The 23,439-nt window shown below is 68.3% G+C and carries 16 protein-coding genes and 1 tRNA gene; 7 read left to right on the forward strand and 10 right to left on the reverse strand.

Annotated elements, in window-relative coordinates; translation table 11 throughout:
• Positions 1-176: 176 nt before the first annotated feature.
• A complete protein-coding gene (locus tag ACFWPK_RS27225) occupies positions 177-434 on the forward strand; it encodes an HPr family phosphocarrier protein (protein ID WP_378920463.1) in 258 nt (85 codons plus the stop codon).
• Between the two features lie 52 nt (positions 435-486).
• On the opposite strand, the gene ACFWPK_RS27230 is transcribed toward ACFWPK_RS27225, so the two are convergent.
• Positions 487-560, reverse strand: a tRNA-Met gene (locus ACFWPK_RS27230).
• A gap of 346 nt (positions 561-906) precedes the next feature.
• Between ACFWPK_RS27230 and ACFWPK_RS27235 the strand changes: the two genes are divergently transcribed.
• Positions 907-1,449 carry a transglycosylase family protein gene (locus ACFWPK_RS27235; protein WP_378920465.1) on the forward strand — a complete coding sequence of 181 codons (543 nt, stop codon included), beginning with the start codon at positions 907-909 and terminating at the stop codon, positions 1,447-1,449.
• Positions 1,450-1,515: 66 nt separating this feature from the next.
• Here the strand turns inward: ACFWPK_RS27235 and ACFWPK_RS27240 are convergent, their stop codons facing one another.
• Positions 1,516-4,500 carry a UPF0182 family protein gene (locus tag ACFWPK_RS27240; protein WP_378920467.1) on the reverse strand — a complete coding sequence of 995 codons (2,985 nt, stop codon included), beginning with the start codon at positions 4,498-4,500 and terminating at the stop codon, positions 1,516-1,518.
• A 156-nt stretch (positions 4,501-4,656) separates the two neighbouring features.
• On the opposite strand from ACFWPK_RS27240, the gene ACFWPK_RS27245 reads away from it, so the two are divergent.
• Positions 4,657-5,235 (forward strand): PPA1309 family protein, encoded by a 579-nt coding sequence (locus tag ACFWPK_RS27245; RefSeq protein ID WP_378920469.1) that lies wholly within the window; start codon positions 4,657-4,659, stop codon positions 5,233-5,235.
• Between the two features lies 1 nt (position 5,236).
• On the opposite strand, the gene ACFWPK_RS27250 is transcribed toward ACFWPK_RS27245, so the two are convergent.
• On the reverse strand, positions 5,237-6,262 hold the full coding sequence (locus ACFWPK_RS27250; protein ID WP_378920471.1) for a PDZ domain-containing protein: 1,026 nt from the start codon (positions 6,260-6,262) through the stop codon (positions 5,237-5,239).
• A gap of 129 nt (positions 6,263-6,391) precedes the next feature.
• On the opposite strand from ACFWPK_RS27250, the gene ACFWPK_RS27255 reads away from it, so the two are divergent.
• The 3 genes from ACFWPK_RS27255 to ACFWPK_RS27265 all read left to right on the forward strand — a co-directional run bounded on the left by ACFWPK_RS27255 (position 6,392) and on the right by ACFWPK_RS27265 (position 10,342).
• A complete protein-coding gene (locus tag ACFWPK_RS27255; RefSeq protein ID WP_378920473.1) occupies positions 6,392-7,846 on the forward strand; it encodes a zinc-dependent metalloprotease in 1,455 nt (484 codons plus the stop codon).
• Between the two features lie 209 nt (positions 7,847-8,055).
• Entirely contained in the window at positions 8,056-8,931 is an 876-nt protein-coding gene (locus tag ACFWPK_RS27260; protein ID WP_378920475.1) for a TOMM precursor leader peptide-binding protein, read from the forward strand.
• 61 nt (positions 8,932-8,992) lie between these two features.
• Positions 8,993-10,342, forward strand: coding sequence for an ABC1 kinase family protein (locus ACFWPK_RS27265; protein WP_378920477.1), 1,350 nt, complete (start codon positions 8,993-8,995; stop codon positions 10,340-10,342).
• Between the two features lie 89 nt (positions 10,343-10,431).
• On the opposite strand, the gene ACFWPK_RS27270 is transcribed toward ACFWPK_RS27265, so the two are convergent.
• From ACFWPK_RS27270 to ACFWPK_RS27280, 3 genes are all read right to left on the reverse strand, one after another.
• Positions 10,432-10,755 (reverse strand): WhiB family transcriptional regulator, encoded by a 324-nt coding sequence (locus ACFWPK_RS27270; RefSeq protein ID WP_101468522.1) that lies wholly within the window; start codon positions 10,753-10,755, stop codon positions 10,432-10,434.
• A gap of 136 nt (positions 10,756-10,891) precedes the next feature.
• Positions 10,892-11,197 (reverse strand): hypothetical protein, encoded by a 306-nt coding sequence (locus ACFWPK_RS27275; protein WP_378920479.1) that lies wholly within the window; start codon positions 11,195-11,197, stop codon positions 10,892-10,894.
• Between the two features lie 110 nt (positions 11,198-11,307).
• On the reverse strand, positions 11,308-13,464 hold the full coding sequence (locus ACFWPK_RS27280; protein WP_378920481.1) for an ATP-dependent DNA helicase UvrD2: 2,157 nt from the start codon (positions 13,462-13,464) through the stop codon (positions 11,308-11,310).
• A gap of 105 nt (positions 13,465-13,569) precedes the next feature.
• Between ACFWPK_RS27280 and ACFWPK_RS27285 the strand changes: the two genes are divergently transcribed.
• Positions 13,570-13,803 carry a mycoredoxin gene (locus ACFWPK_RS27285; RefSeq protein WP_378920583.1) on the forward strand — a complete coding sequence of 78 codons (234 nt, stop codon included), beginning with the start codon at positions 13,570-13,572 and terminating at the stop codon, positions 13,801-13,803.
• A gap of 9 nt (positions 13,804-13,812) precedes the next feature.
• Here the strand turns inward: ACFWPK_RS27285 and nudC are convergent, their stop codons facing one another.
• The 4 genes from nudC to ACFWPK_RS27305 form a co-directional block, all read right to left on the reverse strand.
• Entirely contained in the window at positions 13,813-14,706 is an 894-nt protein-coding gene (gene nudC / locus ACFWPK_RS27290) for an NAD(+) diphosphatase (protein WP_378920584.1), read from the reverse strand.
• Positions 14,707-14,732: 26 nt separating this feature from the next.
• Complete coding sequence (locus ACFWPK_RS27295) at positions 14,733-15,788, reverse strand: potassium channel family protein (protein ID WP_378920483.1); 1,056 nt, start codon at positions 15,786-15,788, stop codon at positions 14,733-14,735.
• A gap of 194 nt (positions 15,789-15,982) precedes the next feature.
• Positions 15,983-19,576 (reverse strand): ATP-dependent helicase, encoded by a 3,594-nt coding sequence (locus tag ACFWPK_RS27300; protein ID WP_378920485.1) that lies wholly within the window; start codon positions 19,574-19,576, stop codon positions 15,983-15,985.
• The gene (locus ACFWPK_RS27305) at positions 19,573-23,430 is read right to left on the reverse strand and encodes an ATP-dependent helicase (RefSeq protein WP_378920586.1); all 3,858 of its coding nucleotides are present in this window, start codon (positions 23,428-23,430) and stop codon (positions 19,573-19,575) included. The genes ACFWPK_RS27300 and ACFWPK_RS27305 overlap by 4 nt, the downstream gene beginning before the upstream one ends.
• Between the last annotated feature and the right edge of the window lie 9 nt (positions 23,431-23,439).

Consider the following 23,439-nt stretch of genomic DNA (forward strand, 5'->3'; position numbering starts at 1 on the left):
CCTTGTGTGAAGGGTCGATCGCCCTAGGAGATATCGAAAGAGTCACCCGGTCACGCCGCGAACGATCGACCCATCGCACCCACGCTCAGCCTCGCAGAAGACCTCAACGGGTCAGGAACTATGCAGGCGTCGGGTGCATCCGAACCAGTCGTTACCAGATAAGTAGGAGATATCCCATGGCAAGCACCACCGTCACCGTCGGCTCCTCGGTCGGCCTGCACGCGCGCCCCGCGGCCCTGATCGCCGAAGCGGTCGGCGCGGCGGGCGTTCCCGTCACCATCGCGGTCACCGGCGGCGACCCGGTAGACGCGGGTTCCGCGCTGATGATCATGACCCTCGGCGCAGGTCAGGGCGCCGAGGTGACCATCACCAGCGACGATCAGCCGACCCTGGACAAGATCGCCGAGCTCGTCGCCAGCGACCTCGACGCTTAGTCTCGAATAACGCGAAAGGCCCGGAACCAGTGGTTCCGGGCCTTTCGTTTTGTAGCGGGGACAGGATTTGAACCTGCGACCTCTGGGTTATGAGCCCAGCGAGCTACCGAGCTGCTCCACCCCGCGTCGGTGTGAACACAACATTACACACAGGTGCGAGCAGGCGCCAAATCGCGAGGTCAGCACCAGTTTTCCGACCGATTCGCCACGCAACACCACACTTCGAGGTCATCGAAATGTGGCAGCCATCACACATTCTGGCAACCACGCGCGTCGGAGGCGAGTTTCGGTGAGCGGCGTCACTATCACCCCGTGATCCCGAACACATAACGGACCAATAACAGACCGACCGGAATCTAGGTATTCCCACTGGCTATGCAGCGTAAACATTGATAAGACGCCTATTCCATTCATAGAATCCGCTCGTTATCAAGATGTGATCGGTGCCGATTCATTGGTTAGCGTCTCCCCCATGACTGAGACCCGGAAATTCAGCACCCGCGCCCTTGGCGTCGCCGCCATCACGGGCGCCCTGGTTGCCGTTCCGTTCAGCCTCGCCACCGGCACCGCCTCCGCCGCCGCCTACAACTGGGACGGCGTCGCTCAGTGCGAGAGCGGTGGCAACTGGGGCATCAACACCGGCAACGGCTACTACGGCGGGCTGCAGTTCTCGCAGAGCACCTGGGCGGCCAACGGCGGCCAGGGTTCGGCGCACAACGCCAGCAAGGAAGAGCAGATCCGCGTCGCGGAGAACGTGCTCGCCAGCCAGGGCGTCGGCGCCTGGCCGCACTGCGGCCAGTTCCTGCAGTCGGGGGCGTCCGAGCCCGAGGTGGCCGAAGAGCCCGCCGTCGAACTGCCGGTCGAGCTGCCCGCCCAGGCGAAGACCGATGTCCAGGTTGCCGTCGACCAGGCCAAGGCCGCGGGCCAGGCCCTGGCCGACCAGTACGGTGTCTCGGGTCAGTACCGGGACCTGCTGAACGCCAATGCTCCGCTGATCGCTTCGATCGGCGGCTGATCCACCGTTCCCCCTGCACAAGAAAGGCCCCGTCATCGCGACGGGGCCTTTCTTGCGTGCCGGTGGTTACCGGCCTGCGGCGTCCTGGTACGCCTTCATCGCGACGTCCAGTTCTTCGAGCGCCTTACCGTAATCGGTGAAGTTGCCGGTCCGCATCGCCGTGCGCACCGCCTCGATCTTGCGGCTGACCTCGGCGGCCGCGGCCTCCTGGGTCGGCGAACTCGCGGGCGGTGTGGTCCCCGGCTGCGGTGTCGTCCCGCCGACAGGCGGCGTGACGGTGCCCTGGTCGACCGGTGGGGTCGCTCCCGGCTTCGGCTTCACCGCCGGATCGCCACCGAACGGTGTCGCCAGCGAACCCGCACCCGGCATCACCTGATTCAGTGCCCCGGCCAATGTCGAGTCGTACCCGACCTTCACGCTGCCCGCCGCGTCGCGATAGCTCACCAGCACGCGAAGCAGCTGCGGGAAGGTCGACGAACCGGTGTTGCGTTCGTTGTAGAACGGTTCGACGTAGAGGATGCCGCCGTCGGCCACCGGCAGCGTGAGCAGGTTGCCGTAGCGGATCTTGTTCGAGTTCGACAGCAGGGTTTTCTCTCGGGACACCGCGTCGGCGGTGGTCATCGAGTTCTGTGTCTGCTGCGGGCCCTGCGTCTGGGAATCGGTGGGCAGCTGCAACACGGTGAACTTGCCGTACCCGTCGGGGTCGGAGCGCACCGAGATGTAGGCCGACAGGAACTGCCGGTTGTAGCCGACCATCGCCGAGGTCAGGTTGAAGACCGGTTTGGTGGTCTTCGGATCGCCCAGCAGCACGTAGTACGGCGGCTGGTTGAAGGTGCCGCCCTCGATCGTCGGGTCACTCGGCACCGACCAGAACGCGTTGTTGGTGAAGAACTCGCGCGGGTTGTCCACGTGGTACTTCGTCAACATGTCGCGCTGGACCTTGAACAGGTCCTCCGGGTAGCGGAAGTGCGCGCGCAGCTCGGGGGAGATCTCGCTCTGCGGCTTCACCGCGTCCGGGAACACCCCGCGCCAGGCCTTGAGGACCGGGTCGACGGTGTCGGTCTCGTACAGGGTGACGGTGCCGTCGTAGGCGTCGACGGTGGCCTTCACCGAGTTACGGATGTAGCTGACCTCCTTGCGCGGGATCACGCGCCCGGTCTTCTTGTCGATGCTGTCCTCGACCGCGCCGTCGAGCGAGGTCGGCTGAGCGTAGGGGTACTTGTCCAGCGTGGTGTAGGCATCGACGATCCACTTGACGCGGCCGTCGATCACCGCCGGGTAGGCGTTGCCGTCGGTAGTCAGCCACGGTGCGACCTTCTGCACCCGATCACGCGGACCGCGGTTGAACAGGATCTTGGAGTCCTCGCTGATGGCGGAGGAGAACAAGATATTGCGCTCGGCGTACTTGGCCGCGAAAGCGAGCCGGTTGAACCAGTTCCCGATCGGCACGCCACCACTGCCGTCGTAGGTGAACTGGGCCTCGTCGGAGTCGTATTCGCGCGGCGCCTGGCCCTCGGCGGTACCGACGATGGCGTAGTCGGGGTCGGTCTGGGAAATCAGCTCGCCGTAGTAGATGCGCGGCTGGTCGACCTTGATCTGCTGATCCTCGACCTTGGTGAACAGGTCACTGACCATGAACAGCGGATAACCCGAATCGCTGCCACCCGAGGCGCTCTGCGCCTCGGACTGCGGCTTGTTCACGCGGTTGGCGGGCGCGGCGACGAACCCGTTGCCGTGGGTGTAGACGGTGTGCTGGTTGATCCAGTCCTTCTGGTTGCCCGACAGGGCCTGGGGGTGCAGCTCACGGGCGGCGACGATGTAGTCCTGGAGGTCGCCGTTGAGGTTGTAGCGGTCGATGTCGAGCGACTCGGGGAAGCCGTAGAAGTTCTTGCGCTGCTGCAGCTGAGTGAAGGTGGGCGAGAGGATGTTCGGGTCGAGCAGGCGCGCGTTGCCGATGGTCGCCGCGTCGGCGGGTACCTCGAGCGGGCTCTTCGTGGAACTACCCCGGTAGTCCTGATACTCGACCTTGTCGTCGGTGATCCCGTACGCCTCGCGAGTCGCCATGATGTTGCGCTCGATGTAGGGGCTCTCCTTCTCGGCCGCGTTGGGGCGCACCGAGAACTGCTCGACCACCATCGGCCACACCGCACCGACCAGGATCGACGACAGCACCAGCAGCGCCGCCGCCATGGCGGGAACCCGCAGATCACGCAAGACGATCCCGGCGAAGAACGCCATCGCGCAGATCACCGCGATCGAGAGCAGGATCAGTTTGGCGGGCAGCACCGCGTTGATATCGGTGAACGACGGACCGCCGAAGGTCGGCTCCTTGCGTGTGCTCGACAGCAGGTCGTACCGGTCGAACCAGTACGCCACCGCCTTGAGCAGGACGAAGATTCCCGCGATCACCGCGAGCTGCACGCGCGCGGCCCTGGTGAGGGTGCCTTCACGCCCGGCCAGCCGCAGGCCGCCGAACACATAGTGGGTCACCAGGTTCGCGAAGAACGCGATCACCACGGCGACGAACAGCCAGTTCAGCACCATCCGGTAGAACGGCAGATCGAAGGTGTAGAAACCGATGTCGAGTCCGAACTGCGGGTCCTGCTGACCGAACTCGCCACCGTGCAGGAACAGCTGCACGGTCGCCCAGTTCGACTGCGCGACCAGCCCCGACAGCACGCCGAGCAGCACCGGGATGCCGACGCCGAACAGCCGCAGCTTGCTCATCACGGTCGTGCGGTAGCGCGCGATCGGATCGTTGGGCCCGGCGACCGGCACGAAGACCGGACGCGACCGATAGGCCAGCAGCAGCGCCGCCCAGACCACGAGGCCGACGAGCAACGCGACGACCACGAACAGGATCAGCCGCGTGCGCAACACGCCGAGATACACACTGCGATAACCGACCTCACCGAACCACAACCAATTGGTATAGGCATCGGTGAAGCGGGGCCCGAGCAGCAGCAACGCCGCGAGGACGACTGCTGTCACCAGCAGCACACGGCTGCGTCGGGACAACGAAGGTAAGCCGGTGGGGGGCCGCATGCCCACGGTGCCACTCTCCATGCTCCGGCGGTTCCACACCGTGATCGGCGCAGTCACCGCAGTCCGAATGTTGCGGGCGATCCGTTACCGGACCGTTGGCGCCCACTCTACGGAAATCGGACACCGTGCAAGCGTCTGGGCCGAAAATGATTGGATGTGCGGGTGACCGAAGACGAGCACGCCGAAGTTCTCCTCGCCCGCTGTGTGCGCGAGGTCGTCGAGTTCGCCGACGCCGAGGGCTGGGGAAACCCGCCGCAGATGTTCGCGTTGGTGCCGACCGCCGACCTGGCCGCGGCCGAACCCGACCTGCAGGACCAGCTCGACGACGGCAGCGAGCTGACCCCCGTTGCCCAGGAAGCCTTCCCCGACGACATCACCGGCGGGTCGATGGCGCTCGACGAGTTCCTGGCCACCACCACCTGGCCGCCCGCGGTCGAGGGCTGTGTGCTGGTGCAGGAGATCGTGGTGCTGCCGCCCGACGCCGAGAGCGATCTCGACGAGGCGCTGGTTCCGCTACTCGCCGACGACGAGGCCGCGGACGCGGCCGGGCGTGCCGCCGCGCACGCGCATCCGGGTCGCCGCGACGCGCGCCTCATCGCGGGCGTGCTGCGCCACGGCGCCACCCTGTGCCTGCTGCAGATCCGCCCCGAGGACGACGACGGCTTCGGCGATCTCGACCTGCGCACCTACCCCAACCTGGCACCGGGCCTGGTCGAGGCCCTGCACCACACGCTGGAGTGAGCTACCCGCAGGTGATCGCCTCGCGGCCCGCGTTGATCTCGGCCAGCGACGCGATCGCGCTGTCGAGGGTGTCGACCTTCACCAATCGCAGGCCCTCGGGAGCCCGCTGAGCGGCTTCGTTGCAGTTGTCGGCGGGGACGAGGAACGTTTCCGCGCCTGCCTCGCGCGCGGCGATCATCTTGTACTGGATGCCACCGATCGGGCCCACCTTGCCGTCCTGGTCGATGGTGCCGGTGCCCGCGACGAACCTGCCGCCGTTGAGTTCGCCCGGCGAGAGCTTGTCGATCAGCGACAGGCTGAACATCAGCCCGGCCGACGGCCCACCGATATCGGCGAGGTTGAACTCGACCTGCAGCGGCGGACGTCCACCTTCGCCGGGGGTGATGCCGAGGTAGCCCCGTGCCTCGTCGTCGGGACGCGGCGCCAGGGTGATCTGGCTGGTCTGTTCGGCGTCGCCGCGGCGGTAGACCACGGTGATGGTCGTGCCGGGAGCCTTGGTGCCGACGATGTCGATCACGTCCTTGGGCGTGGTGATCGGGGTGCCGTCGATGCTGATCAGCTCGTCGCCGACTTCGAGCACGCCCTTGGCCGGGCCCTCTTCACCGAGTCCGCGGACCAGCACGACGGTCGGCATCTTCAGGTAGTGCAGCGCGGCGACCTCGGCATCGCTCTCGGAATCCTTGAAGTCCTGCTGATTGGACTTGTCGACCTCCTCGCGCGACACACCGGGCGGGTACACCTCGGCGCGCGGCACGAGACCGTGCTCACCGCTGACCCAGAACCCGAACGCCTCGAACAGGTTCAGCCCGTCGCGCACCGACACGGTCGTCATATTGAGGTGCCCGCTCGTGGGATCCAATGGTGCGCCGGTGACATCGACCACCTGCTTGCCCTCGACCTGGCCGAGGGTGTCGAAGGTGGGGCCGGGGCCGAGTGCGACGAACGGCACGGTGACCACGCTGCCGGCCACGCCGAGCACGAGGACAGGGACGAGGGCGACGATCAGGGTGAGGATCCGACGATTCACTCGGACCACAGTAGTGATCAGCAACCGCGACCGACGGTAGTGGCACGCTTTTGCGGCGCGGCCGATGCCGCCGCGATTTCGCGATGCGCGAACACCGTGGGCCCCTGGGTCCCGCGTAACGTAAGAGGTATGAGCGATCTCCCCTTCGGCTTCTCGACCGGCGACGACGACGATTCCCGCAAGCGTCGCGACGAGGGCAACGGACCCGGCGGAAACGATCCGTTCGGGTTCGGAGCGGGCGGCGCAGGCGGGTTCGATCCGTCGCAGCTGGGCCAGATGCTGAGCCAGCTCGGGCAGATGATCAGCGGCATGGGCCAGGGCATGGGTCCCGGCGGCGCGCAGTCCGGCCCGGTCAACTACGACGTCGCCAAGCGACTGGCCCGCCAGCAGCTCGGCTCCACCATCGCCCCCATCACCGCGGGCACCACCACCGCGGTGACCGACGCGGCGCACCTGGCCGAACTGTGGCTCGACGGCGCCACCGTGCTGCCCGCAGGCGCCACCAAGACGGTCGCGTGGACCCCGAACGACTGGATCGAAGAGACCTTGCCCACCTGGAAGCGCCTGTGCGATCCGGTGGCCGAGCAGATCTCGGGCATGTGGACCGCGCAGCTGCCCGAGGAAGCCAAGCAGTTCGCCGGACCGATGGTCGGCATGCTCGGCCAGATGGGCGGGCTGGCGTTCGGTTCCCAGCTCGGTCAGGCACTCGGCCAGCTGGCCAAGGAGGTGCTGACCTCCACCGATATCGGTCTGCCGCTGGGCCCGGCCGGTACCGCGGCGCTGCTGCCGACCGCGATCTCGGCGTTCAGCGAGGGGCTCGAACAGCCCGAGAGCGAGATCATGGTCTTCCTGGCGGCGCGTGAGACCGCCCACCAGCGGCTTTTCGCGCATGTGCCGTGGCTGCGTCAGCAGGTGCTCGGCGCCGTCGAGGACTACGCGCGCGGCATCAAGATGGACTTCTCCGCGATCGAGGAAGCCGCGCAGGGCATCGACCCGATGTCGCTGAGCGACCCGTCCAAGCTGGAGGAACTGCTCTCCCAGGGCACGTTCGAGCCGCAGACCACGCCCGAGCAGAAGCAGGCGCTCGAGCGCCTCGAGACCCTGCTGGCGCTGATCGAGGGCTGGGTCGATGTCGTGGTCACCGATGCGGTGGGTGAGCGCCTGCCTGGCGCGGGCGCGCTGTCGGAGACGCTGCGCCGCCGCCGGGCGACCGGTGGGCCCGCCGAGCAGACGTTCGCCACGCTCGTCGGACTGGAGTTGCGGCCGCGCAAGGTGCGTGAGGCTTCGGCGCTGTGGCGGCGGCTGACCACCGATGTCGGGATGGAGCGGCGCGACAAGGTGTGGGAACACCCCGATCTGCTGCCCGATTCCACCGACCTCGACTCACCTGCCGGTTTCATCGACTCCATTATCGGTGGCAGCACAGGCGCTTTCGACGATCCGCTGGCCCAGCTGGCCGAGACCGAGGCGCGCGAGCGCCACGCGGCCGATCTCGGCAAAGCCGAGGCCGATGAGACCGATTCCGACGAAACCCCGCGTGACGAGGGCGATTCCGGCCCGGATTCCGGCACCGGCAAGTCCTGATCGGCACCGCCACCGAGGTCGGTGAGAAAATCTCCGATCTCGGTGGCGCAACACGGTTCCGCGGCTAACGTTCGCCGGAAAATGTGGCGACGACCCGCCGTGCAGCGGCTGTTCACAATTCGAGATCCATAGGCCGACACGCCGAAAGCCTGTGGATAACTACACTTTCGGCGCACGTTGGGCGCTCGCCGGGTACCGATACTTCTGGCATGACGACCACCTCCCCACTGCGCGGCCCGATGCTCCACCCGCGAGTGACCACCCTGGTTCGCCCGTCCGGCACGGTCCAACTCGGCTGGGACCCCGAACGCGCCCTGCTCCTGGAAACCACCGACCACGACACCGGTACCGTGCTCGCCTTCCTGCGCCTGCTCGACGGCTTGCGATCGCGGCCCCAGATCATCTGGCGTGCGGGTGAATTCGGTATCAGCCCCGACCGCACCATGGGCATGCTCGCCGCGATCGAGCGTGCGGGCCTGCTGCTCGAACCCGAACCCAAACTGGGCAAGATCCGCGGCATCACGGTGCACGGGCTCGGTCCGATCTCGGATGCCGTGGCGATCGGATTGCGGCGCATGGGTTTTCGGCCGACCCGCTCGCGCGAGTACCGGCCCGGCACTGCGGTCGGCGCCGCCGCGGGCGATCTGGTGGTGCTCACCGACGCGTTGATGATCGATCCGGGACTGTCGGTGGATCTGGTGTTGCGCCGGGTACCGCACCTGCAGGTGCGAGTCCGCGACGGGGTCGGCGTGGTCGGCCCGCTCGTGCTGCCCGGCGAGACCAGCTGCCTGCGCTGTGCCGACCTGACCCGGGCCGGATTCGATACCGACTGGCCGCATCTGGCCGCCCAGCTCCTCGGCCGCACCGGACACGCCTCCCCCGCAGGCATCGCGGCGACGACCGCGCTGGCACTGCGCGAACTCGAGGCAATCGTGGCCTGTTCACCTCGGCGGGCACCGCGCACACTCGACGCCACCGTGGAATTGGACCTCGATACCCACGAGATCCAGCGCCGACCGTGGCTACCGCATCAGGAATGCGGGTGCCGGAAGATGACCGCACGTACGCCGGAAACCTCCCGGTGACGGGCGCCGCATCGGCCGGTGTGAGCATTCCCATGGCACACACCCCGCGGGTTCAGCCATGATGGGTACCGTGTCCGAGATCGTGCGCCGCAGTTCCAGCCGCAATGCCAAGCTGGCCAAGATTCCCCTCGGCATCGCCGGACGAGCCGCTGTCGGGTTCGGCAAGAAGCTCGTCGGCGGTGACAAGAAGCAGATCAACGCGAACCTGAACCAGAAAGCCGCCGAGCAGTTGTTCACCGTGCTCGGTGAGCTCAAGGGCGGAGCGATGAAGTTCGGGCAGGCGCTGAGCGTGATGGAGGCCGCCGTCCCGGAGGAGTTCGGCGAGCACTATCGCGAAGCGCTGACCAAGCTGCAGGCCGCGGCACCGCCGATGCCTGCGGAGACCGTGCACCGTGTGCTCGACCAGCAGCTCGGCACCAAGTGGCGGGAACGTTTCAAGTCCTTCGACGACGCCCCGGCCGCCTCGGCCAGCATCGGCCAGGTGCACCGTGCGGTGTGGTCCGACGGGCGCGCGGTGGCGGTGAAGGTGCAATACCCCGGAGCCGACGACGCGCTGCGTGCCGACCTGAAAACGCTGTCCCGGATGACCGGACTGCTCTCGTCGGTGATCCCCGGTGCCGATGTGAAGCCGCTGCTCGCCGAGATCACCGAACGCACCGAGGAAGAACTCGACTACCGCATCGAGGCCGCCAACCAGCGCCGCTTCGCGGCCGCGTTCGAGGGGCACCCCACCATCACGGTCCCGAAGGTGGTGGCGGGCGCCCCGAAGGTGATCGTCACCGAGTGGCTCGACGGCACCCCGGTATCGGCGCTGATCAAGGCGGGCGCCGAGGATCCTGAGGGCACCCTGGCGCAGCGCAACCGGATCGCCGAGCTGATGGGGACCTTCCACTTCAGCTCGCCCGAACTGGTCGGCCTGCTGCACGGCGACCCACACCCCGGCAATTTCCTGGTGCGCGCCGACGGCACCCTGGCCGTGCTCGACTTCGGCGCCTGCGCGCCGATGCCGGACGGCTTCCCGGACATTCTGGGCCGAATGCTGGCCCTCGCTGTCGCCGACGAGCACGCGGCGCTCACCGAGCTGCTCTACGAGCACGGCTGGGTCATTCCGGGACGTGTGGTGACCCACGAGGAGATCGAGGCGTACCTGCGCCCGTTCAGCGACCCGATTCGCACCGACACGTTCCACTTCACCCGCACATGGATGCAGCGGGTAGCGGGCAAGGCCTCCGAGTTCACCAGCCCCGAGATGAAAACCGCTCGCGCCCTGCAACTTCCGGCCGAGTACCTCACCGTCTTCCGGGTGCTCGGCGGTTCGGTCGGCATCCTGGCCCAGCTCGACGCGGAACTCGGCTTCATGAACCTGGTTCGCACCTGGGTGCCTGGCTTCCGCGCCGAACAAGCCTCTTAGGCGTCGACACACATCCCCCACAACGCAAAACGAACCGCTCACCATGACGAGGTGAGCGGTTCGCTTGCGGTACAACCCTTTTCCCGGGTTCATGCCATGATCGCGACCTTGCGCGGGCGACCGCGGGGGCGCTTGCGGGCGATCACGACACCCTGGTCGAAGATCTCACCGCCCCACACGCCCCACGGCTCGGCACGATCGATGGCCGCGGTCAGGCAGCCCTTGCGGATCGGGCAGGCCGCGCACAGTTCCTTGGCCTGCTCGAGATCTGTGGGGCTCTCGGCGAACCACAGATCGGGGTTTCCGCCCCTACAGGGCAGAGTCTTGGTGACCTCACGGACGCGAGGGGTCTGCGCCACGGTTCGGCATGTCACGTCAGTAGTGGCCGTCGGCCAGTCCTGGGCGGTGAACACGTCGTTCTCCTTCAGCTCGTTTGCAGCGGTCGAATGTTCGGTGTGCGAACCCGGTGCCTACGGCTGTGGAGCCGAAAAATATGGCCACGGATTTCGCTTCTCGCGATCCGTGGCCAGGAGGTCTGGGAGGTGTTCCCTACCTAGTTCGACATCTCTGTCGAGACCTGATCACGGTCGCTGGGTGGACGCGAAGGCGGATTGCGCCGGTGAACTCCGGTGCGTAACCGGCTTCATCGGCGATTGCTGCCGGTGCCGAAACGGCGGTCGGCTGCCAACCCACGCTGGGCTTGTCCTGGAGGAGATGAATTGAAGCTTTGGCATCGCCGCCGGACAGGCCGGTCCCCTGCAGAGCGAGGACCCCCCGGGAGGCGGACATGACAAATGCGTTCACCAGGACGCGATTGCTCATCGCATCGAACGTGGTGTTCGTGTTCGTGTTCATGTGTCTGCCTCCCTCCTGAACTCGTGTGTGAACAATTACCGCGCACCGAGATCACTCTCGGTGCGTGCTCTCAACCATAGGCAATGATCGAGAACCTAACAACCTATTTTCTACCTGGGGTTTTGTGCCGTTGCCCGCAAACGTGACGCGACGATGGCGAGCACGTCGGCGCCGTACTGTTCGATCTTCTTCGCGCCGATCCCCGCGATGGCCGCCAGCGCGGCGTCGTCGGCGGGCAGCTGCTCGGCGATGGCGGTGAGTGTGGTGTCGGTGAACACCACGAAGTCACGTCGCTGCAGCGCCTCGGCCTTCTCGGCTCGCCATTCCTTCAGCGCCTCGAGCAATTGCGGGTCGACCTCGCCCGGGCAGCGCCTGCAGCGGCCGAGCATGGTGGCGTAGGTGCCGATCAACGGCTTGAGGCAGACCCGGCACAGCGGACGTGGAGCATCGGCCTTGGCCGGGACTTCGACGGCGATCCGCGAGGCCGAAGAACCGTCCGGAATCAGCCCGTTGAGGAACCGCGACCGGGTCACCGGCCGGTAGTCCCCGCCCGCTTGCAGTCGCCGCTGGGTCCACGACAGGCTCAGATGTTCGCGGGCTCGCGTGACGCCGACGTAGAGCAGCCGGCGCTCCTCCTCCAGTCCCGCTTCGTCGACAGCCGCGTTCTTCCGGCCGAGCACGTGGAAGATCGGCAGCGTGCCGTCGGTGAGCCCGGCCAGGAACACCGCATCCCATTCCAGGCCCTTGGCCGCGTGCAGCGACGCCAGGGTGACGCCGTCGACCGTCGGCGGATGCTTGGCCTCGGCGCGGGTCGCGAGCTCGCGCAGCAGCGCTGTGAGATCCATCTCGTCGTCATGGCTGACCAGTTCCTCGGTGAGCTGCACCAGCGCCAGCAGCGAGGACCACCGTTCCTTCGCCTGCGCACCGGCGGGTTCCTCCGCGGTGAGCCCGACCGGTGCCAACGCGGCGCGGACCAGCGTGATCAGTGACGAGCCACTGCGTGCCTCGTCGGGCAGGTCGTCGCGCGCGTCGGCCTGACGCAACGCCGACACCGCCTGCCGCACCTCCTGACGGTGGAAGAACCCCTCGCCACCGCGCACCTGGAACGGAATCTCGCGCGCACCGAGTACTTGTTCGAACGGTTCCGACAGCGCGTTGGTCCGGTACAGCACCGCGATCTCGGCAGCCGGCGTCCCGGCGGCGATCAGTTTCTCGATCTGCACGGCGACGGCAACGGCCTCGGCCTGCGCATCGGCGTACTCGGCGAACTCCGGTTCGGGACCCGTCGGCCGCTGGCCGATCAGCGCCAGGCGAGTACCCGCGATGCGGCCGCGTGCGGCACCGATGACCTGATTGGCCAGCGACACCACCTGGGGTGTCGACCGGTAATCGCGTTCGAGCCGGACCACGGTGGCATCGGGGAAGCGCCGGGAGAAGTCGAGCAGGTAGGACGGGGTGGCGCCGGTGAACGAGTAGATGGTCTGGTTCGCGTCACCGACGACGGTGAGGTCGTCGCGCTCGCCCAGCCACGCGTCGAGCACCCGCTGCTGCAGCGGCGTGACGTCCTGGTATTCGTCGACGACGAAACTGCGATAGCGACCGCGGAATTCGTCGGCGACGGCCGGGTAGTCCTCGAGCGCGGCCGCGGTGTGCAGGAGCAGATCGTCGAAGTCGAGCAGCAGGCCGTCGGCGGAGGCTTTCGCGGATTCGTAGCCCTGGTACACCTCGGCGACCTTGGCCACATCGACCGGCGCGTCCCGATGATGCCTGGCGGCAGCGGCCGGATAGTCCTCCGGCGCGATCAGGGAGGCCTTGGCCCATTCGATCTCACTGAGCAGGTCGCGCACCATTTCGGTGGAGGCGCGCAGCCCCGCCCGTTGCGCGGCCTGCGAGACCACGGGGAACTTGCTGTCGAGCAATCGCCACGGCACATCACCCACCACCTGCGGCCAGAAATACCGCAGCTGCCGCAGCGCCGCGGCGTGGAAGGTACGCGCCTGCACCTGTCCGGCGTCGCCCCCGAGCCCCATCGTGCGCAACCGGTTGCGCATCTCCCCCGCCGCTCGTGCGGTGAAGGTCACCGCGAGCACCTGGTCGGCCTTCACATGCCCACCCGCGATCAGGTGCGCGATCCGATGCGTGATCGTCCTGGTCTTTCCGGTGCCCGCACCGGCGAGAACGCAGACCGGCCCCCGCGGTGCTCGCACCGCGGCGGCCTGTTCCGGGTCGAGGGCGGTGAGATCGAGTGCTGGCACGCGCACCATCATGACAGCGCCCCCCGACAACAAACCGCGACGCCCGCCGATCCGAGGAACACGACGCCACTTCGCGACGTTGCACATCGCGTGACTGAAGCAACCCCAGATCTGACGATGTACTCGACCACCTGGTGCGGCTACTGCCGGCGCCTGCGGACCCAGCTCGACGAGGCGGGCATCACCTACTCGGTGATCGATATCGAGGACGATCCCGCTTCGGCCGAGTTCGTCGGCAGCGTCAACAACGGCAACCACGTCGTGCCGACGATCAAGTACCGCGACGGCTCCACCGCGACCAACCCGTCGCTGGCCGCGGTCAAGCAGGCATTGGCCGCAAAGCAGGCCTGATTCGCCGAGTCAGTCCGCCCAGGACTCGATGATCGATCGCGCGATCGAGATGGATCCGGGAACGAGCAGCCGTGCGCCGGGTTGCCGCGCCGACCAGTCGCCGACCCGCAAGGCGGCGCGGACCTCGTCGCGGGTGAACCAATACGCTTCGGCGATCTCGCCATCGGAGAACACGAGTTCCTGGGCGGGGTCGCCGACCGCGGCGAAGCCGACCATCAGCGAGCGCGGGAACGGCCACGGCTGGCTGCCGAGGTAGTGGATTTCGCGCAGGTCGACGCCGACCTCCTCGCGGACCTCCCGTTCCACACAGTGCTCCAGCGATTCGCCCACCTCGACGAAGCCGGCCAGCAGCGAGAACATCGTCTCCGGCCAGCTCTGCTGACGGGCGAGCAGCACGCGATCGGCACCGTCGTGGACCAGGCAGATCACCGCGGGGTCGATCCGCGGGAATTCTTCCTCGCCCGCTGTGGTCAGCCGCGACCAACCGCCGCGCGCAGAGGTGGTCGCCGTGCCGTCGCCACCGTGAAACCCGGCCCGATCGTGCCAGTTGAGCAGTGCGTACGCGGTGGACAGCAGCTCCGCGGTGAAGTCGTCGACGGCGCCGAGCGTCCGCAGATCCTTCAGCGTCCCGTCGAGGTCGTGCGCCCGAACCGCCCAGAGGTGACTGCCATCGACGACACCGAGGAAAACCGCGCCTGCGCCGGGCTCCTCGGCCACCGAAACAGCCGCGTCGAAGACGATCTTGTCGCCCTCCACCCGCACTTTCCCGCGCGCGTCGATACGCAGAATCTTCGCTTTTCCCCACCCTTCGCGCAGGGCGCCGGGATCGAGGCGGGCGTGCTCGGCCCGGTCGATGGTGGAACGTGACAGCAGCGGAACGTTTTTCAGCCGGAACGACACGATGCCGAGCATAGTGGGCGCCGACGCGACTACTTTCCGGCGCGGCGGATGTAGAGCAGTTTGTCGCCCGCGTCGAGGGCGTCGACCTCGGGTTCACCGACCCGGATCAGCGCGCCGTTGCGCACCACCCCGAGCACGATGTCGCTGAGATGGCGCGGCGATCCGCCCACTTCGCCCGCCTCCACCTCGCGCTCGGCGACGGCGAAGCCCTGCTCGGGCGTGAGCAGGTCCTCCATCATCTCCACGACTGTCGGTGTGGTGGTGGCGATACCGAGCAGCCGACCCGCGGTCTCCGAGGACACCACCACCGAGTCGGCGCCGGACTGACGGACCAGGTGGGTGTTCTCCGCTTCACGGATGGCCACGGAGATCTTGGCCGTCTTGTTCAGTTCGCGGGCGGTGAGCGTCACCAGCACGGCGGTGTCATCGCGATTGGTGGCGACGACGACCGCGGAGGCACGCTGCACGCCGGTCAGCCGCAGCACGTCGGATTTGGTCGCCGAACCGTGCACGGTGACCAGCCCCGCGGCGGCGGCTGCCTCGAGGGCGACGGGGTCGGTATCGACCACCACGATGTCGGACACCTGAATCCCGTCACCGACCATCGCATCGATCGCGGTCCGGCCCTTGGTGCCGTAGCCGACGACGACGGTGTGATTACGCACGGTGTGCCTCCATCGCTGAATCTTGAATGCCTGCCGCGACCGTTCGGTCAGCACGCCGAGAGTGGTACCGACCAACACGATGAGGAACAGGACGCGCAGTGGGGTGATGACGATGATGTTCACCAACCGTGCCGTCGGGGTCACCGGGGCGATGTCGCCGTAACCGGTGGTCGACAGTGACACCGTCGCGTAGTACATCGCGTCGAGGAACGACAGCTCGTCGCCGGTGTTGTCGCTGTAGCCGTGGCGGCCGACATAAACCACGGTCGCGGCGGTGAACAGCAGTGAGATCGCGAACAACACGCGACGAGTGAGCGAAACCCACGGGCTGGACTGCGCCGCCGGGATCCGCAACAGACCGACCAGGGCGTAGTCGGGACTGCTACTCAACCCCACCGGGTTGCGCGTGTCACCGAACATGCTGCTCCTGTAATTCTGGCGGCTGGCGCCGCGTGTTTTCGGCCTATTAACCTTGATCTTCCCTCCCGGCGGGCACTCCTTCGTCGCACCCTCTGGTCAGTCCAGATCAAGGCGGCCGAAAACCGGCGGCTGCGCCGCCGCGTGACCGGCCTTGTGTACCTCGAGCTTTCCTCAGCGATGGCAAGACTATCGGCTCAGTCGGTCTCGTGTGGATCTGTGTCGGTGTTTTCCGGTGCGGCGTCGCGGATGAGGCGCTCCAGTTCGGCCGGTCCCGCGAGTTGCTCGGGGGCGATGGTGCGGCCGGAGCGGATGTAATGGAATGCGGCGCCGACGCGTTGGAGCATCCGGTCCTCGGTCTCGCCGGTGCGGGCGGCCATCAGGCGGGCCCAGGCGAGGCGGTAGACGGCCAGCTGCATGCCGACGGCGGGCTCGTCGGCGGGGCCGGGTTCGGCGCCGGTCTTCCAGTCGACCACGATCCAGCGGCCACCGGGTTCGGCGAACACGGCGTCCATGCGGCCACGAATCACCGTGCCCGCGATGCTGGTTTCGAACGGCACTTCCACATCGACAGGGTTGCGGTGCGCCCACGGTGAGCGGCGGAAGGCGGACTGCATGGCGGCGAGTTCCTGGTCGGCGCGGCCCATTTCGGTGGTGTTGTCGGCGGCACCGGGCAGTTCGTCGAGGCCGAGCAGCTGTTCGGTGCCGAACCAGGATTGCACCCAGGCGTGAAAGGCGGTGCCGCGCCGGGCCATCGGGTTCGGGGGGTACGGAAGTGGGCGGCGCAGCCGAGCGGCCAGCCGGGTCGGGTCGGCCCGTAGTTCCACCAGGGCGGTGGCGGGGAGCTGGCCCGGGAGTTCCACCTGTTGTTCGGCAAGTTCGGCCGCGGTGAATTCGGCGAGGAGCGCGTCGACATCGTTGACCCAGCCTTCGGGGTCGTCGTCCACGAGCTCCGCCGACTCGAGTTGATCGCCGGATGCGCTACCGGAAATCGTTGTGCCGCTTCGTAATGTGTCGAGAGCTTCGCGAACCAGCGCGGCGCCCTGTTCGATGGGATCGCGACGGTTGCCGAGCGGGTCACGCGGCCACTGGGCGGTCGGCGGGTTGTCGGCGAAGGGGTTGACGGCATCCGGTGGTGGCTTGTCGTCCCAGCGGGCGATGGTGGCGACGCCGTGGGCCGCACTGTCCGGATTCTCGTTCGCTTCCTTGAGTTCGAGCAGGAACTCCGACGGACCCTTCTGCGAGCTGCCCGTCTCCGGCCAGTAGTAGGCCGAAACAAGTAGCACCCGTTCGGTTCTCGTGAGAGCTACATAGAACAGGCGGCGTTCTTCGTCGAGTCGGCGGCTCTTGAGCGCGTCCTTGTGGTCGGCGATCGCGTGTTCGAGTTCGGAACGGTCCCCCACGGCGCTCAGGTCGAGCACGGGCACGCCCTCGGACGCGTCCGGCTGGGCGCGGTCGCCGCGCAGGGTGGTGGGCAGTTCGGTGAGTGCGCCGAGCCAGGTGCTCAACGCCGTCGTCGACGGGAACACGGTAGCGCTCACATGCGGCACGGCGACGACTTCCCACTCGAGGCCCTTGGCGGCGTGCACGGTGAGAATCTGCACGCGGTCGCGCGCGACCTCGACTTCGCCCGGCTCCAAACCGTTTTCGACCGATTCGGCCGCGGTGAAGAAGGCGAGCAGGCCGCTCAGCGATGCCCGGGAGTCGGCCGCGTACCCGGCGACCACCTCGGCGAAGGCGTCGAGATGCTCGCGCCCCGCGCCGCCACCTGCGATAGCGCGCCTGGCCTGGGTTTCGACCCCGACGCCGATGGTCCGTTCGACATCGGCGACGAGTTCCACCAGCGGCTGCCCACTGCGCTCCCGCAATGCGGCCAGCTCCTCGCTCAGAGCCGCGATCCGCGCGAACCCTGCCTCTGAATACTGTTCCACCGCACCGGGGTCGGCGATGGCATCGGCGAGACCCGCCCGCTCGGTCGGCTCGGGTGCGACCTCACGCAGCGCCGTAGCGAGTCCGGCGGCATCGGTGATGGCGTCGCCTGCACCCGACACGCTGCTGATGGACAGCATCTGCGCACGCCGCGCCAGTGCGGCCAGATCCGTCACCCCGATCCGCCACCGGGCCCCGGTGAGAATCCGTACCGCCGCACTCCCGGTCCCCGGTTCGGCGATCAACCGCAGCGTGGCGACGATATCGGCGACCTCCGGCGTCGCCAGCAACCCACCGAGCCCGACGATCTCGACCGGCAACCCCTGTTCGCGCAACGCCTCGGCGAGTGGTGCCGCATCGGCATTACGCCGAATGAGCACCGCCGAAGTAGGTGGCGGGCCTTCGTGCTCCCGCGCCGTCGCCCACTCGCGCGCGAACCGCTCGGCGATCCAGTCCCGCTCCTGCGCGATGGTTTCGGTCAGCGCGAACTCGACTACCCCCGCATGCGATTGCGGCTTGGCCCGCAACGCGTCCACCGTCGCCCCACCGGCCGCACGCGCCACCATCCGCAACGGGTCGGCCACCAGATTCGCCAACGCCAGCGCTTCGGGCGGATTCCGCCAGCTGGTCAACAGCGGCAGCACCGGCGCGGGAACTCCTGGCGCAGCGGGGAAGTCGGTGGCGAACCTCGGCAGGTTGGCCGCTGAAGCGCCACGCCAGCCGTAGATGGATTGCATCGGGTCACCCACCGCTGTCACCGCGAGTGCCTGCGAGGATCGGTTGCCCCCGCTTGTGGCGGCCTCCGCATGTCCGTCGTCGCGAACCTGCGGGAGTGCCGAATCCTGATCGTCCACCGAGAACAGGGTGTCGGCCTCGTGCGTCGAAGTCGGCTGCGCGTCACCCCGAATCCGAACCGGCTTCCTCGGCCGACCCTGTTGCACCGCTTCGGCATTGCCGAACAGGGCCGAGAGCAGCACACGCTGGGCGTGCCCGGTGTCCTGGTATTCGTCGAGCAGGACCAGCTTGAATCGAGCGCGTTCGGCGGCGGCGACTTCCGGGTGGTCGACGGCGAGCTGCGCGGCCAGCGACATCTGGGAGCCGAAATCCAGTGCGCCGCGCCGGTTCAGGGCTTCGGCGAGCTGGTGGACCAGCGGCAACAGGGCGACGCGCTCACGTTGCGCGGTCACCACGCCGACCAGCGCCTGACTCGGTCCGCCGCGTTGACGTGGACCGGCGGGCAGCGTGTAGACGAGTTTCTCCAGCTCGGCGTGCGCCTCGGCCAATTGCTCCGGTTCCACCAGGTGTTCGGCGAGCTGCCCGGACAGGGCGAGCACCGCCTCGGTCACCGAGACGGGGGTGCGGTCGGTGTCGAGGTCACCGTCCCAGGACCGCACCACCTCGTGCGCGAGCTGCCACAGCTGGGTCTGGGTGAGCAGCGCCGCCGAGGGCTCCACCGGCAGCAACAGCCCGTGTGCGGTGAGCAGCCTGCCCGCGTACGAGTGGTAGGTGCTGATCTCCGGCTCGGCCCCGGCGACGATCGTGCGCAACGCGCCGCTGGGGTCTATCTCGCGCAGTAGCGGCGCGCCCGCCAACCGTGCCAGCCGCGTACGGATACGAGAGGTCAGCTGCTGGGCGGCTTTCCGGGTGAAGGTCAGCCCGAGCACCTCGTCCGGGGCGACCAGCTGGTTGGCCACCATCCACACCACGCGCGCGGCCATCGTCTCGGTCTTCCCCGCGCCCGCGCCCGCGACGACCAGGGTGGGCCCTGGTGGCGCGGCGATCACCGCCGCCTGCTCATCGGTCGGGGGTGGCAGGCCGAGCGCGTCGGCCAACCGCTGCGGGGTGACGCGCACGCCGCTCACTCGTCGGTCACCTGCCGTCCGGTGTCCTGCACCGGGCAGCTGCCCGCGACCGGGCAATGCCTGCACCCGTCATTGCGCACCGCCAGATAGCCGGGCCCGCGCGTCGCGTCGGCGGCATCGTGAATGGTGGTGCGCCACTGGTCGAGTCCGTCGCTGTCGAGTGCGCTCTGCGTCCGTTCGGCCGCGCCGGTCTTGCGGTTCGATTTGGCGACATAGACCAGCCGCGCGCCACCGGGGTCGACCACCGGGGCCGGCTCGTCCGGCTCCTCCTCGTCCAGGGCGCCGTGAGCGGCCGCCACCTGATAGGTCGCCAGCTGTGCGTGGTCGGCCACCGCCTTCTCGCTGACCGGGGTCTTGCCCGTTTTCACGTCGACGATGACGAAGCGCCCCTGCGCATCGCGTTCGAGCCGATCGATGCGTCCCCGGATCCGCACCGCCCGTGCGCCTTCCGTGCGCGCGGGCAACACGCAGTCCACCGGCACCTCCACCCCGGCCTGGGTGAGCTCACCGCGTGTCGTGCGCACCCAGGCGAGGAAGGTCTCCAGCATCGTCTCGGTGCGGCGCAGCTCCTGTCGCGAATGCCAGCCGTCGGCCGGGTCGACCGTTTTCCACGCCTGGTCGAGCGCCGCCCGTACCTGCGCCTCGGGGACATCGCCCGCCAGCGCCTGCACGAGCGTGTGCACGAGGTTGCCCTTCACGGCGTGCGGGTTGTCGCCGTCGGTGCCGCCGTGCCGTTCCAGTGCCCACCGCAGCGGACAGGTGCGCAGCAGTTCGACCGTCGAGGGCGACAAGCCGATCGGCGAATCGTCGTCGTCCCAGAGTTCGCGCTGCGAGCTGAGTTCGGCGGTGCCGTACCAGTCGTCGGGGTCGGTCCCCGGCACGCCCGCGTCGGCGAGCCGCGCCAGCTGGCGTGCGGCCCGGTCGCGACGCTCGGGGTCGGCCCGGGGATCACACACCACCCCACGCAATTCGGCGACCAGCGCGTGCATCACCAGCGCACGCCCCGGATCGGCGACGGGCAACGCGCCGGGTTCGCCGCTGTCGTCGTCGCCGACGAGTTCGGTGAGAAACCGCGACGGCACCAGATCCTGGTCTCCCGCAGCGGATTCGACAGCCGTGACCAGCAATGACCGTCGCGCCCGACTGCACGCGACGAGCAGCAGCCTGCGTTCCTCGGCCAGGATCGGCGCGGCCCGGCTCACGGTCGCGCTCGGATCCACCCCGGCGACCAGGTCGACGAGATCCTCGGTGTGCAACAGCGTGCCCCGCGAGCGCGGGTTGGGCCAGATGCCCTCCTGCACGGCCGCCACCGCCACCACATCCCATTCCCGGCCCGCGGCGGCGTGCGCGCTGAGCAGTGTCACCGCCTCACCCTCGGCGGTCAACGGGCGACCCTGCTGCGGAAGTTGCTGGTGCAGAAGGTATTCGACGAATCCGTCGATGCTCGCCTTCGGCAGCCGGTCGACGTAGGCGGCCGCGGCGTCGAACAATTCGACGGCCGCATCGAGGTCGCGATCGGCCTGCATGCCCGACGCGCCGCCGCGCCGTGACTGCCGGAACCAGCGCCGCTCCAGCCGCGAATTCGTCCACAATGTCCACAGCACGTCTTCGAGACCCTGCCCCCTGGCCTGGGTCTGTTTCGCCTTCGCCACCGCACGCAACACGCGACGCAGGGGCGCGGCTTCGACTTCGGTGAGCCCGTCGAGCAACCGCTCTTCACCGACGCCGACGATCAGGTCCCGCAGTACCTCGGCGGAGGATTGGTCGATCAGCGGCACGGCGGGCGCTTGCGGGCGGACGACTTCCACGACTGTGTTCGCCGCAGGCGGGTTCTCGACATCGAGAAGGTCGATATCGTCGGGCAGCCGCTCGGCGATATCCCAGTCCGGTTCGGGTTCCGGGCGCAGCGGATCATCCGGGTCCGGCGGCGGCAGCCAGTCGTCGTCGACCGGATCCGGTTCGGGCTCAGGCATTTCCGGCGCGGGCGCGGCTTCCTCCCACAGCAGGAACTGGTCGGCGCCATCGGCGAAGGGCTCGGCCAGCGCACCGGTGCGTTCCAGGTCGAGCACGCTGCGCCGTACCCCGCGACGCAATCGGCGCAGCGCGATCTGGTCTGCCCCGCCGAGCGGTCCGGACAGCAGATCCATCGCGTCGTCGGGCGAGAACATCGCATCGATCGCCCGTCGCGAACCCGGCCGCGACGAATCCCCCGCCAACAGCACCCGCAGCGCGAGCACCATCCACGCCGCTCCTCGCCGCCGCGCCAACGGCTCGGCCACCGCGGGCCTGCGCACCGGCACCCCCGCCGCCAGCAGGGCCCGCCGCAACGGCGCCAGCGACAACGGCACCGACCGCACGATCACCGCCATCGCCGACCACGGCACACCATCGGTGAGGTGCGCGCGGCGCAGATGGTCGGCGATCAGCGCCGCCTCCTTGGCGGGCGTCGACAGCACACGCACCCGCACACTCGACTCGTCGACGGGCGGCAGGTCCTCCGGCGGCACCCATGACTCCGACTCGTCATCCGGAGGCGGTTCATCGAGCGGCGGCAGATACTCCGGCCCTGGCCACACGTCTGATTCGTTCCCAGGCGGCACATCGTCGGATGTGGTTGCCCGGTGCGATAACTCGCCATGATGCGGACCCGCCGAATCGTGTCCGGCACGATCGGTTCGGTTTCCGGGTGCGAACAGATCGATGTCACCCGGAGCCGAATCCTCGCTCGCTACCGGCCGTCCCCAGGTTTCGGCGGGCTCGGGTGAGTCGCTCTCCTGTCCCGGTAGTACCCGGTGCCGTGCGCTGCCTGGCAACCTCGCCGCGATGCGCGCGTTCACCAATCGAATCGGCGCACCACTGCGATAGTTGTGCCGCAGGATGATTCGACGCTGCGGGACAGTGTCGAGGTCGGCGAGGAAGCGCGAATCCGCGCCACGGAAGGTGAAGACCGCCTGATCCGGGTCGCCGGTGACCACGGTGCTCGCGCTGCCGCTGCCGATGGCGCGTACGAGCGTCGCGGCCTGCGGGTCGAGGTGCTGTGCGTCGTCGACGAGCAGGTAGCGGATCCGATCCCGTTCGGCGGCAAGCAGATTCCGGTCGCCTGCCAGCGCGTCGAGAGCCGCGCCGACCAGTTCCGCGGCATCGAGTGCGGGCGCGGTGGCCTCCGGCGCGGCGACACCGACCGACCAGCGCAGCATCGACGCCTGCTCGTAGCGCTGGAGGAAGCGCCCGGCCGCCACCCACGCATCGTTGTCGTGCTCACGACCGAGTGCCATCAGGTCCTCCGGCCCGAGTCCGCGCTCGGTAGCGCGCAACATCAGATCGCGCAGTTGCTCGGCGAACCCACCCAATGCCAGCGCGGGCTGCAATCGCGGCGGCCACAAGCCGCCTGCCCCGTCTTCGATGTCGGCGAGATCTCCCAGCAGCATCTCCCTGAGCACCGCGTCCTGCTCGGCGCCGGTGAGCAGCCGTGGCGGCGGATTACCGTGCAGTTCCGCGTGCCGGCGCAGCACCGAGAACGCGTAGGAGTGCAGCGTCCGCACCATCGGTTCCCGGCTCGCGCCCGGAATACCACCCGCGGCGGGTCCCAGCTGGTGGGTGATCGCATCGCGCAGCGCGGCGGCCGCGTGCTTGGTATGAGTGAGGACCAGCACCGATGCCGGGTCGGCGCCGTCGGCGATCCGCGCGGTCACCAGGTCGACCAGCAGCGCGGTCTTGCCCGTGCCCGGCCCACCCAGCACCTGCCACGGCCGCCACCCCGGCCGTGCCGGCGCGGGCTGGGCCTGCTCGGCGAACAGCGCGCGAACGGACGCACCCCAGGCCCGCGGCCGGGGCGCCCGCGTTGTCCGGCGCACGAGTCGCAC

The organism is Nocardia sp. NPDC058519 (genome assembly GCF_042719755.1).
Taxonomy (GTDB): Bacteria; Actinomycetota; Actinomycetes; order Mycobacteriales; family Mycobacteriaceae; genus Nocardia.